Annotated in this window: 14 protein-coding genes; 12 read left to right on the forward strand and 2 right to left on the reverse strand. The window is 55.1% G+C overall.

The window, feature by feature from the left end:
- Positions 1-60: 60 nt before the first annotated feature.
- The gene (ant(6), locus tag BCV73_RS05225; RefSeq protein ID WP_089546346.1) at positions 61-915 is read right to left on the reverse strand and encodes an aminoglycoside 6-adenylyltransferase; all 855 of its coding nucleotides are present in this window, start codon (positions 913-915) and stop codon (positions 61-63) included.
- 387 nt (positions 916-1,302) lie between these two features.
- Between ant(6) and BCV73_RS05230 the strand changes: the two genes are divergently transcribed.
- Together BCV73_RS05230 and BCV73_RS05235 are read left to right on the forward strand one after the other, a co-directional pair.
- Entirely contained in the window at positions 1,303-1,695 is a 393-nt protein-coding gene (locus tag BCV73_RS05230; protein WP_089550107.1) for an NIPSNAP family protein, read from the forward strand.
- A complete protein-coding gene (locus BCV73_RS05235) occupies positions 1,692-1,871 on the forward strand; it encodes a hypothetical protein (RefSeq protein ID WP_089546347.1) in 180 nt (59 codons plus the stop codon). Before BCV73_RS05230 ends, BCV73_RS05235 begins: the two co-directional genes overlap by 4 nt.
- 24 nt (positions 1,872-1,895) lie before the next feature.
- On the opposite strand, the gene BCV73_RS05240 is transcribed toward BCV73_RS05235, so the two are convergent.
- Positions 1,896-2,174, reverse strand: coding sequence for a hypothetical protein (locus BCV73_RS05240; protein ID WP_089546348.1), 279 nt, complete (start codon positions 2,172-2,174; stop codon positions 1,896-1,898).
- A 330-nt stretch (positions 2,175-2,504) separates the two neighbouring features.
- On the opposite strand from BCV73_RS05240, the gene BCV73_RS05245 reads away from it, so the two are divergent.
- The 10 genes from BCV73_RS05245 to BCV73_RS05290 all read left to right on the forward strand — a co-directional run bounded on the left by BCV73_RS05245 (position 2,505) and on the right by BCV73_RS05290 (position 13,021).
- Positions 2,505-2,822 carry a hypothetical protein gene (locus BCV73_RS05245; protein WP_089546349.1) on the forward strand — a complete coding sequence of 106 codons (318 nt, stop codon included), beginning with the start codon at positions 2,505-2,507 and terminating at the stop codon, positions 2,820-2,822.
- A gap of 98 nt (positions 2,823-2,920) precedes the next feature.
- Positions 2,921-3,283, forward strand: coding sequence for a DUF3147 family protein (locus BCV73_RS05250; protein ID WP_089550108.1), 363 nt, complete (start codon positions 2,921-2,923; stop codon positions 3,281-3,283).
- 15 nt (positions 3,284-3,298) lie between these two features.
- Complete coding sequence (locus BCV73_RS05255) at positions 3,299-3,697, forward strand: DUF3147 family protein (RefSeq protein ID WP_089546350.1); 399 nt, start codon at positions 3,299-3,301, stop codon at positions 3,695-3,697.
- A 145-nt stretch (positions 3,698-3,842) separates the two neighbouring features.
- On the forward strand, positions 3,843-4,388 hold the full coding sequence (gene hpf / locus BCV73_RS05260) for a ribosome hibernation-promoting factor, HPF/YfiA family (RefSeq protein ID WP_089546351.1): 546 nt from the start codon (positions 3,843-3,845) through the stop codon (positions 4,386-4,388).
- A gap of 260 nt (positions 4,389-4,648) precedes the next feature.
- Positions 4,649-7,255 (forward strand): bifunctional acetaldehyde-CoA/alcohol dehydrogenase, encoded by a 2,607-nt coding sequence (adhE, locus tag BCV73_RS05265; protein ID WP_089546352.1) that lies wholly within the window; start codon positions 4,649-4,651, stop codon positions 7,253-7,255.
- Between the two features lie 104 nt (positions 7,256-7,359).
- Positions 7,360-7,983: a molybdenum cofactor guanylyltransferase gene (gene mobA / locus BCV73_RS05270; protein ID WP_089546353.1), complete on the forward strand. Its 624-nt coding sequence runs from the start codon at positions 7,360-7,362 to the stop codon at positions 7,981-7,983.
- Positions 7,984-8,092: 109 nt separating this feature from the next.
- Positions 8,093-10,363, forward strand: coding sequence for a formate C-acetyltransferase (pflB, locus tag BCV73_RS05275; RefSeq protein WP_089546354.1), 2,271 nt, complete (start codon positions 8,093-8,095; stop codon positions 10,361-10,363).
- A 73-nt stretch (positions 10,364-10,436) separates the two neighbouring features.
- Positions 10,437-11,174 (forward strand): pyruvate formate-lyase-activating protein, encoded by a 738-nt coding sequence (gene pflA / locus BCV73_RS05280; RefSeq protein WP_089546355.1) that lies wholly within the window; start codon positions 10,437-10,439, stop codon positions 11,172-11,174.
- Between the two features lie 297 nt (positions 11,175-11,471).
- Positions 11,472-12,200 (forward strand): Crp/Fnr family transcriptional regulator, encoded by a 729-nt coding sequence (locus BCV73_RS05285; RefSeq protein WP_089546356.1) that lies wholly within the window; start codon positions 11,472-11,474, stop codon positions 12,198-12,200.
- Positions 12,201-12,574: 374 nt separating this feature from the next.
- Complete coding sequence (locus BCV73_RS05290) at positions 12,575-13,021, forward strand: hypothetical protein (RefSeq protein WP_089546357.1); 447 nt, start codon at positions 12,575-12,577, stop codon at positions 13,019-13,021.
- Position 13,022: the final 1 nt, after the last annotated feature.

The raw sequence follows: 13,022 nt of genomic DNA on the forward strand, positions 1-13,022 counted from the left end.
TGCAGAATAAACATTTTCCGTATACTTTGAAGGGGTGTAATGAATCAGGGACGGGTACGTTTACTTTATTGTAGAATAAACATTTTCCGTATACTTTGAAATGGCTTCGTCGTAATCGGGATACGGATATCCGAGACGGCTAGCCACCGCTTTGGAATATTTTCTGAAAAGCCCGTAACAAGTGAATAAAGACTTCCACATGTGCTCGTAACCGTTCTCCGCGTAGGTTGACAGCAGAGTCTCCCAATCTTCATCGGGAAGGTAACGGTCGATAAATTTATAATTTTTTCCTACGCTAAAGGTAAACCCGTGCTCTGAGCCAATTTGCCAAGCCATCATTCTCAGCAAATTGGGCCGGGCGATCTCGTTCAAGTGGTCGATGGCAAACAGGATTTCTTTTCGCGCCAATCCTTTGACCACGTAAGTTGATCCCATCCAGAACTCATTGCAGCAATCATCGAACTCCCTGGCCGTAGGCTTCTTAATCCAATACTGGCGGTCATCCGCGATCACCTCATTTGTAATGAGAGCATCCTTATCCAGCAACACTTCGACCAAACCGTCGCTTTGGGTGAAATAGTTCTCCACCTCATTGATTGGAATCAGGGTCAAGTCGACTTTATTGCCGTCTTCCAGATGAATTAGATAGGAAAACCAATTGCCCAGTTCCGGCGGAAACAGCTCCATATCCTCAGGTTTTTGCATCATGATGCGGTTTCCCAAAAAATCTAGCCACCCGTCATGCTCCTTGAACGAATCCATCTCGGTTACAAAATAAGAAATGTCGTAATCCTGGAATGCATCCGAAGGGATATTTGTGTTGGTGCGCGATCCTTCCAGGGTCACCAATCGAACCCGGTCATCGTGTTTTGCATAATCCAAAAGCAGCTTCATCATTTCTTGCTCACTTCGCATTTTGCCCTCAACCTCCCCTATATTCTAGTTCTGCATTGTCATCCTTGAAGGAAGGCGGTCCGCGAATCCGAAGGGAACAGCACTCTCGGCCTGAGGCACGTTATAACTTATCCAGCCGCTTTTCCATAAGTCCTGGCCCTCCGTTTCTTGAACGATAATGTTTTATTTTACCATAAATAAAAGGCATGCCCCAGCAAAAACATAACGTTTGCACTCCGGTAGGCGTTTATAATCATAGACGAGTCGAAGGAGGCGAGAGAATGGCCTTATTACGAGACAGTATGCAGCGAGAAGAGCTAAAAAAGTAGTATGATCGGCTTTGGATCGAATTTCAGTATTTTGAGGATCGAAAAGTTTGGGTTGAATAATCTGGAAGGAAGTGAACGGATGTTTTACCGCAGAAAATTTTACATTGTGAAAAATGAATTTGTGGACGTTTTCAACCGCCATTTTAATGAAACCAATTTACCGAATCAAATGAAGCACGGCACCCGCCTGATCGGAAGATGGATGGTGCCTCGTGATGAATTCACAACCGAAATTTTTGCGATTTGGGAATATGACAGCCGCGATCAGTATGAAGAAATTGAGGCTAAAATAAGAAGCGACAAGGAACACGTACAGCGGATACAGAACTGGTACGACCAGCATGGCGGCAGGGACCGCGTGTATAAGGAGTATCTATTAGAGGTCCGAAATGAAGAGCTGTTATCTACGGTTGAACATGACGGATTGGCGGATTCAGAATCGGCCGGGCGGCAGCAGGAAAGAGCGACATGAGGAAATTTCCATTAACGATGGCATCGATGTTGTTATTCGGTTTCCTGCTCGCCTGTAATCAGAGCGAACCGGACGGAGCCGCGGCCATCGTTGATTTGGCGTTAGCGCTGGATCCGGACGATGAAGAGCTGCGTTTGATGAAGGATCAGCTTGCCGATTCTATTGCGCGATCCTGATCGTCAGCGCGGCCGAGGCCGCCATCATGTTTTGAACACAAGCCGGTGAAACAGGAACACAGCGGCGGCCGAAATCACGAGAGAGATCAACCATACCGTTATTTTTTGCGGTGTAATCCACGGACGGTCGGACCCGAATTCAACCGTGGACGGCAGGGGTTCCGCACCGTTTGGATCATAGGCGGCCATCATGTTCGCCGTATGTTTTTGGGTCATATACATGCCGAGGCCTGTCTGAATGCCGGTTTGGATCAGAACAAAACAAACGGCAAAGATGATAGGTAAAGCGATGTACTTTAGCATAGATTAGTGAGTTCCTCCGATTCTATTTTTGTTAAATGTTACCACAATGAAATGAGGATTGTCTCTAGTTCGATAAGCCTTTAACAAGCGAAAATCTGCTGAACCTGTGAAACCCCGTGGGAGCAGTGGATAAAAAGATCCTGGCAATCATGCCAAGGATCTTTTTAGTGCTTATGCCGGCAATACGGCGGCCGTTCGGGGGTAAAGCTGATGGGTTCGATTTTTTTCATAGAATCCGTGTGCCACAGAGCTCGTCTACGATTATAATAGTTTCAAGATGGCGGCTTGCAGCCGTCGCTGACGTTAACCTTGTGTAAATGGAGAGTTGTCATGATCCCAAAAATCTTTGCCTTGATGCTGATTTGCGCCCTTTGGTTACCGGCAAATTCGGGTGTAGTTCTAGCTTCGGGTTTATCGTCCTGGGAAGGGGCGATACTTACGAAACATCCCCCCATATCCGTCGTCACAAGTCCGGCTGTATCCCCTAAGCTTTCGGATGAGGAAGCGAAGCGGCTAAGGGAGGCCTACGGTCTCGAGCAGCCCGAAGCAGATCCGCGGCAGAGCATCGGCGATTTCGGCGCCAGCTTCCGTATTCAAGAGCTGCTGGCATGGACATGCATTTTATTCCTGTCCTGGGCATGGCTGTGATGCAGATTACAGAACCTGATCCGGCCCTGTGCTATGATGGGTTCGGTTGAGTTAGTGATTATTTTCACAAAAACAGACGGGGGAGATTGGACATGGCTCTGGCTCATCTATCGCTGATAGGCATTTTGCTGCGGTTCCTTCTGGGAGGTGCAGCCGTGGTGGCGGCATCGCTTATTGCCAAACGCGCAGGAGGAGCTGTCGGCGGCATTTTTGCCGCGTTTCCCGCCGTTTTTCTGGCAGCGCTGCTGACGATGAGGTTCGATTACGGTTCCCGTGAACTGGTCGCCCATTCCATCGATCTGTCCCAAGGCGCTTTAATCGGGATGGCGATTAATGTGGCGTGCGCCGCGGCGGCAGGCTACTTGTGCACCAGCAAAGGATGGAAGAAGGGGCTGACCTTGTCCGTAGGCGGCTGGCTGCTCGTTTCGTTCACGATATCCTATGTGCTATTCAGCTTGTAAAGGGGGAAACAGGAAATGAAATTACGGGAGCTGCTGCTTCGGTTCGTGTTGGGCGGCCTGGCGGTCGTATTGAGCTATGTGGCGTCGGTCTTGCTGCCGTGGAAGGCCCTTGGCGGTATTTTTGCGGCGTTTCCCGCGGTGATGGTCGTCGCCGTGCTGATGGTGGGCCTCAGCCAGGGCTCGGAAAAGGCGGCCGCGGTGGCCAGAGGTTCGGTATACGGGATGACCGGCTGTGCTGTCTGCGTCGTGACGGTCTGGTATGCCCTGAAAATAACCGGCGCCTGGTGGCCCAGCCTGATGCTGGGACTTATAGGCTGGTTTGCCGGCTCGTTTGCGCTGCTCATGGTGAGGGAGAAAGTGCAAAAAAACCAGCACATGCACCGGCTGCCGCGAAAACAGACCAAGCACGTGTAAATGGCCGACTTGCGTCATGGATCAGTCATGCGCGGGGACGCATGACGTTTCCGTGTTGGTGTGATATTTTTCACAGCGCAGGGTGCCCAGGCGTTTTACAATATAGTCATGCAAGAGTCCTTTCCCGTTGAAGGAGGCAGATCCCATGGCTACACACATTCATGGCAAACATTTTGAAGTGACACCGGCACTCCAGGCGTATACCGAGCAGAAGATCGGTTCGGCTCAATCCTGGTTTGACGAGACGGTGACCATTCACGTCACCCTGCTGCTGCAGGCCCGGAAACAGGAGCATGTCGTTGAAGCTACCATTCCCTATCACGGCATGGTCTTTCGGGTCGAAGTGAAGGATGCGGACATGTATGCCGCCATTGACCAGGCCGCGGATAAGCTGGACCGCAAGCTCCGCAAGTACAAGGAGCGGGCGCGCCGCAAACTGCGCAGCCACGGACGCGCGGTCGGCGCCGGCATTCAGGACGGCGGACAGCCGGAACCGGAAGCGCCGGAGGAAGCCTTTGTCATTGCAAAAGAAAAGCGGCTCGTGATGAAGCCGGTGGATCTGCAGGAGGCCGTGCTGCAGATGAATTTGCTGGACCACAGCTTCCATCTGTTCTTGAACCGGGATACCAACCGTGAGGAAGTCGTTTACCGCAGGGCGGACGGCACTTACGGGCACCTCTTTGCTGATTAAGCCAGGTTTGTTGTCTTCAAGTATTGATGACTCCTAACTGCTATTCCTTTGCGCCGAATGGAGAGCCATAACTCCATTCGGTATTTTTTTGTCTAGACGATAGAATTTCGGGAAAAGCGCCTAAGCACCGCATTTTTCGGGCCGTAAAAAATTTATAGATCGATGTGAGTAATGTCATAGTTAGCCCCCCTGGGGTTCCAGTAGGATGAACTCATCAAGGAGATGAGGGACCGGCAAAGGTCTCCAAGGAGGAGAAAACGATGGCTGTTAAAGAAAGCAAGCTGGAAACAAAGAACTCCGCCCAAGAAGAAGTGAACCGATTGGTTGCCCGCGCCAGGAAGGCGCAGGAAGCGTACCTGAACATGAATCAAGAGGAAATTGACGAAATCGTACAGGCGATGGCGCTGGCCGGTTTGGACCGGCACATGCCGCTCGCGAAGATGGCGGTCGAGGAGACCGGCCGGGGCGTCTACGAGGACAAAATCACCAAGAATATATTCGCGACGGAATACATCTATCACAGCATCAAGCATGACAAGACGGTCGGCGTTATCGAGGAGAACGCGTTTGAGAGCTACAAGAAGGTCGCCGAGCCGGTCGGCATCATCGCCGGTGTTACCCCGGTGACGAACCCGACGTCCACGACCATGTTCAAGACGCTGATCGCAACGAAGACGCGCAATCCGATCATCTTTGCCTTCCACCCTTCCGCCCAAAAGTGCAGCGCAGAAGCGGCCCGCACGCTGCGTGACGCCGGAATCGCGGCCGGCGCGCCGGAGCACTGCGTGCAGTGGATTGAAACGCCGTCCCTGGAAGCGACGCAGCTGCTGATGAACCACCCCGACGTGGCGCTCGTGCTGGCAACCGGAGGCTCGGCGATGGTGAAATCCGCATACAGCACGGGCAAACCTGCGCTTGGCGTCGGACCGGGCAACGTTCCCTGCTTCATTGAGCAGTCTGCGGATTTAAAGCAGGCCGTCACCGACTTGATTCTCTCAAAGACGTTCGACAACGGCATGATCTGCGCTTCCGAGCAGGCCGTCATTATCGAGGAGCCGGTGTACGACCAGGTCCGGAAGCTGATGAAGGACAGCGGCTGCTACTTCCTGAACAAGGCTGAAACCGAGGCCGTGTCCAAGCTGGTCATCAACAGCGAGAAGTGCGCGGTAAACGGGGTCATCGTCGGCCAGCCGGCGGTAAAAATCGCTGAAATGTCCGGCATTCAGGTGCCGCAGGATACCAAAATCCTCGTGGCCGAGCTGGCAGGCGTCGGTCCGGCCTACCCGCTGTCCGCAGAGAAGCTGAGCCCGGTGCTTGCCTGCTATAAGGTCAAGACGGCGGCGCAGGGCATCGAGCGCGCGGCCGAAGTGGTCCAATTCGGCGGCATGGGACACTCGTCCGTCATCCATTCGAACGATGATGCCGTCATCCAGGCGTTCGCCAACCGCCTGCAGACCGGGCGCGTGATCGTCAACTCGCCTTCGACGCACGGGGCGATCGGCGACATCTACAACACGAACCTGCCGTCCCTGACGCTCGGCTGCGGTTCGTACGGACACAACTCGACGACGTCCAACGTCACGTCGGTGAACCTGATCAACGTGAAACGCGTGGCTTACCGGACGGTCAACATGCAGTGGTTCAAGGTTCCGCCGAAGGTCTATTTTGAGAAGGGCGCGACGCAGTACCTTGAGAAAATGCCGAACATTTCCCGTGTGCTGGTCGTCACCGACGAGATGATGGTCAAGCTGGGATACGTCGAGAAGGTGGAGTACTACCTGCGCAAACGCGTCAATCCGGTAGCGATCGAAGTGTTCTCCGACGTGGAGCCAGATCCGTCCGTCGAGACGGTAGAGCGCGGCACGAGACTGATGGAGAGCTTTAAGCCCGACTGCATTATCGCACTTGGCGGCGGCTCCCCGATGGATGCGGCCAAGGCGATGTGGCTCTTCTACGAATATCCGGACACCAGCTTCCACTCGCTGAAGCAGAAGTTCATGGATATCCGCAAGCGGGTCTATAAGTATCCGCGGCTTGGCGAAAAGGCACAGTTTGTCGCGATCCCGACCACTTCGGGCACCGGCTCGGAAGTGACTTCTTTTGCGGTCATCACGGACAAGAAGGAAGGGAATACGAAGTATCCGCTCGCCGATTACGAGCTGACGCCGGACGTGGCGATCATCGACCCGCAATTCGTGTACAGCCTGCCGAAAACGGCGGTGGCCGACACCGGCATGGACGTCCTCACGCATGCCATCGAGGCGTACGTTTCCGTCATGGCGAGCGATTACACTGACGGGCTTGCGCTTCATGCGATCCGGCTGGTGTTTGAAAATCTGGAAAAGTCCTTCCACACGGCGGATCCGCTGGCCAGGGAGAAGATGCATAACGCGTCGACGATTGCCGGCATGGCGTTTGCCAACGCCTTCCTCGGCATCAACCACAGCCTGGCCCACAAGTGGGGCGGCCAGTACCATACGGCCCACGGGCGGACGAATGCGATCCTGATGCCGCATGTCATCCGGTACAATGCGCAGAAACCGACGAAGTTCGCGTCCTTCCCGAAATACAACCATTTCGTGGCCGACCTGCGCTATGCGGAAATCGCCCGGATGCTCGGCCTGCCGTCCCGGAATACGGAGGAAGGTGTCAACAGCCTGATCGAGGCGGTGCGCAAGTTGAACCAGTCGCTGGGCATTCCTGAGAAATTCCAGGATCTCGGCTTTGACCCGGCCGATTTCGAGGCTAAAGTGGATTATTTGGCCGACCGTGCGTTCGAAGATCAGTGCACGACGGCCAACCCGCGGATGCCGCTGGTCAGTGAACTGGCGGACGTTTACCGGAACGCCTTCTACGGCAAATTCTAGGAGCTGCACCGCATGATCCAGCCGGCTGCCGACCGAAAGCGTCGGCAGCCTTCTTGTCTCAGAATCGTGATGTGCGTTGATCGCAGTGGAAAGGAGTGATTCATATGCTGTCCGGCGTTATTTTGGCAGGCGGCAATCATGGTTCTACGAAAGGCGCACCTACCCTATTCCGGATGATTCAAGGAGAAACGCTGCTGCAGCGGCAGATCCGTGAAATGCGGAAGTGCTGCGGCGAGATTACGATCGTGACGGACGATCCCCGGCCGCTGCTTCGCCAGGTGGACCGGGATATCCGGATCATTACGGATTATTATGTCGGAAAAGGAATGCTTGGCGGCATGCACGCGGGCCTCTCCCTGTCTAAACACCGGGCCGTGTGGATTATCGGCTGCCACATGCCGTATCCCTCGGCCGACGCCGCTGAGCTGATGGCGCTGAGGCTGGAGGACGGGCTCGACGCCGTCCTGCCGATGATCGGCGGCAGGCTCCATCCGCTTCACGGTATTTATGATCGCTCCTGCGCCGTGTATTTTGGGCAGTTTCTGGAGAGCGGCCATACGGAAGCTGATGGTCTGGTTCGCCAGCTTCGTTATCTGACGGTTGCGGAAACGGATTTCGGGTATCAAGGCATGGACGGCGGCTTTGTTCGCACACTCGAAGATGCTTGGGGAGATGCGCTGACCGAATTTTTGGCTGACGAAGGGAAAGCATCTAGATCGTTCAAATAAAAATAACGGCAGCGAAGATGGTGAGAAAAGTAAAAAGAGTGAGAAAAATCACTGTCTTTAACCTGTGAAAAAAGTAACATGAAAGCATAGAAAACGGAGGTGCTTGATCATGGCGATGAAAGAAAGCGAAGTAAAGAACCGGGCTGGATTCGAGGAGGCATGGCGCGGTTTTGCGGGAGGCAGCTGGCAGAAAAATATTGACGTCAATTCATTTATCGGGCGCAATCTCACACCGTATGAGGGCGATGAGCAGTTCCTTGCGCCGCCAACGGAGAACACGCTGGATCTGTGGAAGCAGGTCAGCCAGCTGTTAAAGGAAGAGCGGGAGCGGGGCGGCATTCACGACGTGGACGTGAACACGGTCTCCACCATAACCTCGCATGCAGCGGGATACATCGACCAGGACAAGGAAACCATCGTCGGATTGCAGACCGACGCACCGCTTAAGCGTGCCGTTCAGCCGTTCGGCGGCATCCGGATGGTCGTCGATGCCTGCAATGCGTACGGGTATCAATTGAACCCGGAACTGGAGCGTATTTTTACCGATCTGCGCAAGACGCATAACCAAGGCGTGTTCGACGCCTATACGTCCGAGATGCGCGCAGCCCGCAAGGCCGGCATTATCACGGGCCTTCCGGATGCCTACGGACGGGGCCGGATTATCGGCGACTACCGCCGCGTGGCGCTGTATGGCGTCGACCGCCTCATCCAAGGCAAGAAGGAGGAGCTGCTCCAGCTCGAAGTCGATGCGATGAGCGAAGACGTCATCCGGCTGCGCGAAGAGCTGTCCGAACAGATCCGAAGCCTCGGCGAGCTGAAGGCGATGGCCGCATCTTACGGACATGATATCTCGAGACCCGCGATGAACGCCAAAGAGGCGGTGCAGTGGCTCTACTTCGCTTATCTGGCAGCCATTAAGGAGCAGAACGGAGCGGCGATGAGCCTTGGCCGGGTATCCAGCTTCCTGGACATATATATCGAACGCGACCTCGCGGAAGGCACGCTGACGGAGAGCCTGGCGCAGGAGATCGTCGACCATTTCGTCATGAAGCTGCGGATCGTCAAATTTTTGCGCACGCCGGATTACAACGAGCTGTTCAGCGGCGATCCGACATGGGTGACCGAGTCGGTCGGCGGCATGGGGCTTGACGGCAAAACGCGCGTGACGCGGAACTCCTTCCGCTTCCTGCATACCCTCTACAACCTGGGACCTGCGCCCGAGCCGAACTTGACGGTGCTGTGGTCGGCGCAGCTGCCGGAGAACTTCAAGAAGTTCTGCGCCAAAGTGTCGGCCGAGACCAGTTCGATCCAGTACGAAAACGACGACCTGATGCGTCCGCACTTCGGCGACGATTACGGCATCGCCTGCTGCGTATCCGCGATGCGGATCGGCAAGCAGATGCAGTTCTTCGGAGCCCGGGCCAATCTGGCCAAGGCGCTCTTGTATGCCGTCAACGGCGGCGTCGACGAGAAGAGCGGCGCCCAGGTCGGACCGGCCATCGCGCCGATCACGTCCGAGGTGCTGGACTATGAGGAAGTGAAAGCAAAGTTCGACGTCATCCAGGATTGGCTGGCGAAATTGTACATCAACACGCTGAACGTGATCCATTATATGCATGACAAATACTGCTACGAGCGCATTGAAATGGCCCTTCATGACCGGGATATTGTCCGGACGATGGCCTGCGGCATCGCCGGCCTGTCGGTCGTGGCCGACAGCCTGAGCGCCATTCGTTACGCGAAGGTTCGCCCGATTCGCAACGAAAAAGGGATCGCGGTCGATTTTGAAATCGAAGGCGAGTATCCGCAATACGGCAACAACGACGACCGGGTCGACCAGCTCGCCGTGGAGCTGGCGGAAGGGTTCATGAACCGGCTGCGCAAGCATAAGACGTACCGCGGCGCGATTCCGACCATGTCGGTTCTGACGATTACGTCAAACGTCGTATACGGCAAGAAGACAGGCAGCACGCCGGACGGCCGCAAGGCCGGACAGCCGTTTGCACCGGGCGCGAACCCGATGCACGGACGCGACCGCAAAGGCGCGCTCGCTTCGCTGGCTTCGGTCGCCAAAATCCCTTATGAGCACAGCCTGGACGGCATTTCCAATACATTCTCGATCATTCCGAAGGCGCTCGGCAAAGAGGACGCGGCCAGACACAGCAACCTGGCGGCGCTGCTGGACGGCTATACCGCAAGCGGCGGACATCATCTGAATGTCAACGTCTTTAACCGCGAGCAGCTGCTGGATGCAATGGAGCATCCGGAGAACTATCCGCAGCTGACCATCCGGGTATCCGGGTATGCGGTCAACTTCATCAAGCTGACGCGGGAGCAGCAGCTGGATGTCATCAGCCGGACGTTCCACGGAGAGATCTGAACGGCCGTTACGATTCGCAGAGCAATAAAGCAATGAAATCAAAAGTTGTCATCAAGAGAGGAGCGTGGCCCGCATGAAAGGCAGAATACATTCCATGGACACCTTCGGTACGGTGGACGGACCGGGCATCCGCTTCGTCCTGTTCATGCAGGGCTGCGCGCTGCAGTGCCAATTTTGCCATAACCCCGATACATGGGATACGAAGGGAGGACGCCAGGTTACCGTCGAGGATATTCTCCGGGAAATCGAACCCTATGTGCCTTACTATAAAAGCTCGGGTGGCGGCATCACGGTGACGGGAGGCGAACCGACGCTTCAGGCGCCTTTTGTGGCGCAGCTGTTCAAGGCTTGCAAGGAGCGGTTCGGCCTGCATACGGCGCTCGACAGCTCGGGTTTCTGCGAACCGTCTCATGCAGGCGAGCTGATGCAGTATACGGATCTGGTCCTGCTCGATCTGAAGCAGCTGAACAATGAGAAGCATGAGCGGCTGACCTCCCAGCCGAATGACCGGATCCTGAAATTTGCGGCATGGCTGTCCGCCATCGGAAAACCGGTATGGATTAGACATGTTCTGATTCCGGGCATCACCGATCAGGCAGGAGATCTGACGCTGCTGGGGGAATTTATCGGACACCTGCGCAATGTGGAGAAAGTCGAGCTGCTGCCCTATCACCGGATGGGCGTATACAAATGGCAGCAGTTAGGCCGCCCGTACGCGTTGGACGGCGTGCCTACGCCAACGGACCGCGAGGTGGAGCGTGCAAGAGAGCTGATCGAGGCGGCGCGGAGGGTTGCGGCGTCCCGGCCATAATAGGGAGCAGAGAGTCCGGAACAGGATGCGGCAACCCTTAGCCCCGGCCCTATTTCCGAATCGTTCGCCGGAATCTTCTCTGTCCCACGGTTCCATCCGAATCCGTCCGGATATTTCCTCAGCGCTGCGACGTTCCGTTGACGGGGCTGCCCTAAGCGACTTACCGAGTTAGGCTGTGATTTTTCTCATAGGATCTAGGGGAGTCACCCCTATGAAAAATCAGTGCATCCCCCGATAGGTTAATCCATCCTGACGGGTTATGATAAAGGCAAAGATGTGCGGAAGGGGAAATGAACGATGGGGCAGACCGTGACGGGGACACAGGCGAAGCATCGCCGGGAGGGTTTGGAGCCGCTGCTGTCGCAAGAGAGCTTCGAGAAGCTGGAAAGCATCATGTATAAGCGCAGCGTGGAAAAGGGCAGCTGCCTGTTCTGGGAAGGCGATCCGGCCGGCAAGCTGTATTTCATCATCGAGGGCCGGGTGAGAACGACGAAGACCTCGGACAGCGGGCGGGCGTTGACGCTGTACCTTCATCATGAAGGGGATCTGGTCGGACAGATGGATCCGTTCCAGGATTCGGTGCATAGCTTCAGCGCCGAGGTCATGGAGGATGCCAAAGTCGGGGTCATTCAGCGTAAAGACCTGGAGGTTCTGCTCTGGCAGCACGGCGATCTGGCCGTTGAGTTCATGAAATGGATGGGTCTGATGCATCGTTTGACGCAAACCAAATTCCGCGATCTAATGATGTTCGGCAAGACGGGAGCGCTCTGTTCGCTGCTGATTCGGCTTGGGAATTCGTATGGAACAGAGCGGGAAGAAGGCGTCTATATCGATTTGAAAATCAACAATTCCGAAATGGCCGACATGATCGGGGCCACGCGCGAAAGCGTGAACCGGATGCTGAGCGATTTGAAAAAGGAAGACGTGATCGAAACCGAGGACGGCCATATTATCATCAAGGACCTTCACTATCTGCGGGATATTTGCCGGTGCGAGAACTGTCCGAAAGAAATATGCCGTATGTAATCCGGACCGGAGTGGGGAAGACCGGGCAGCTGCTGCCTGGTCTTCCTTTTGCTGCACAGCAGGCATTCCGTAAGGAGTGAGCGCCAATTACAAACCAAGCTGGCCGGCCGTTTTGCATATGTAGGTGGCAGCTCCCTGAGCGGGAATCGGGGGGTCCCCTTACATACAAACAAGCGGGCTTTTTATTAGAAATCAGAAAATATAAACTTACGAGGCTAAGCATCCTGATCTCGCAAAAAAACTTCAACTAAACACGGTCTGGATTCATAGAATGTATGTCGCTAGACGTTTCTATTTTCAATAGAACTAGAACTATTGGGAAAATAGGAATATCGATGTTCATGAAGCGCACGACTCGATAGAGGGGGATATGCATGGAAAGGGCAGGGACAGACGACGAATTTGACCGCCGGCTGGAATGGATTCGCCTGAAAAGCGGAAGCGATTTCATCGCTTACGCGCAGCCGGCCGGCAGCTCCCGCAGGATGGGATGGGACCGCATCCTGGGGGGCAGCAATGTCCGGGTGCGGCAGATGACGATCAAGCCCGGCGTTGGTTTGGGCGGCATGGTGATGCGCCATGGGACGGTATATACGGCTCACGAAGAGGAGAATCCGTTCATGCGTGAAGAATGTCCGGTCATGCTCGCCGAAAAGCTGCTCTCCGGCATGGCTTTTCCGGTAACCACTGGCCATTCCACTGCCAGCAGCGGTATTCTATTGCTAGGGAGACGGGATGGCAGGGCATATGCCAAGACGGAGACGGCGTGGATCAAGTCCGCGTTATCCGGAAGAAGTTCCTGTGAACCCGGCAAGAAATGAT

Source organism: Paenibacillus sp. SSG-1 (assembly GCF_002224835.1).
Taxonomy (GTDB): domain Bacteria; phylum Bacillota; class Bacilli; order Paenibacillales; family Paenibacillaceae; genus Paenibacillus_AQ; species Paenibacillus_AQ favisporus.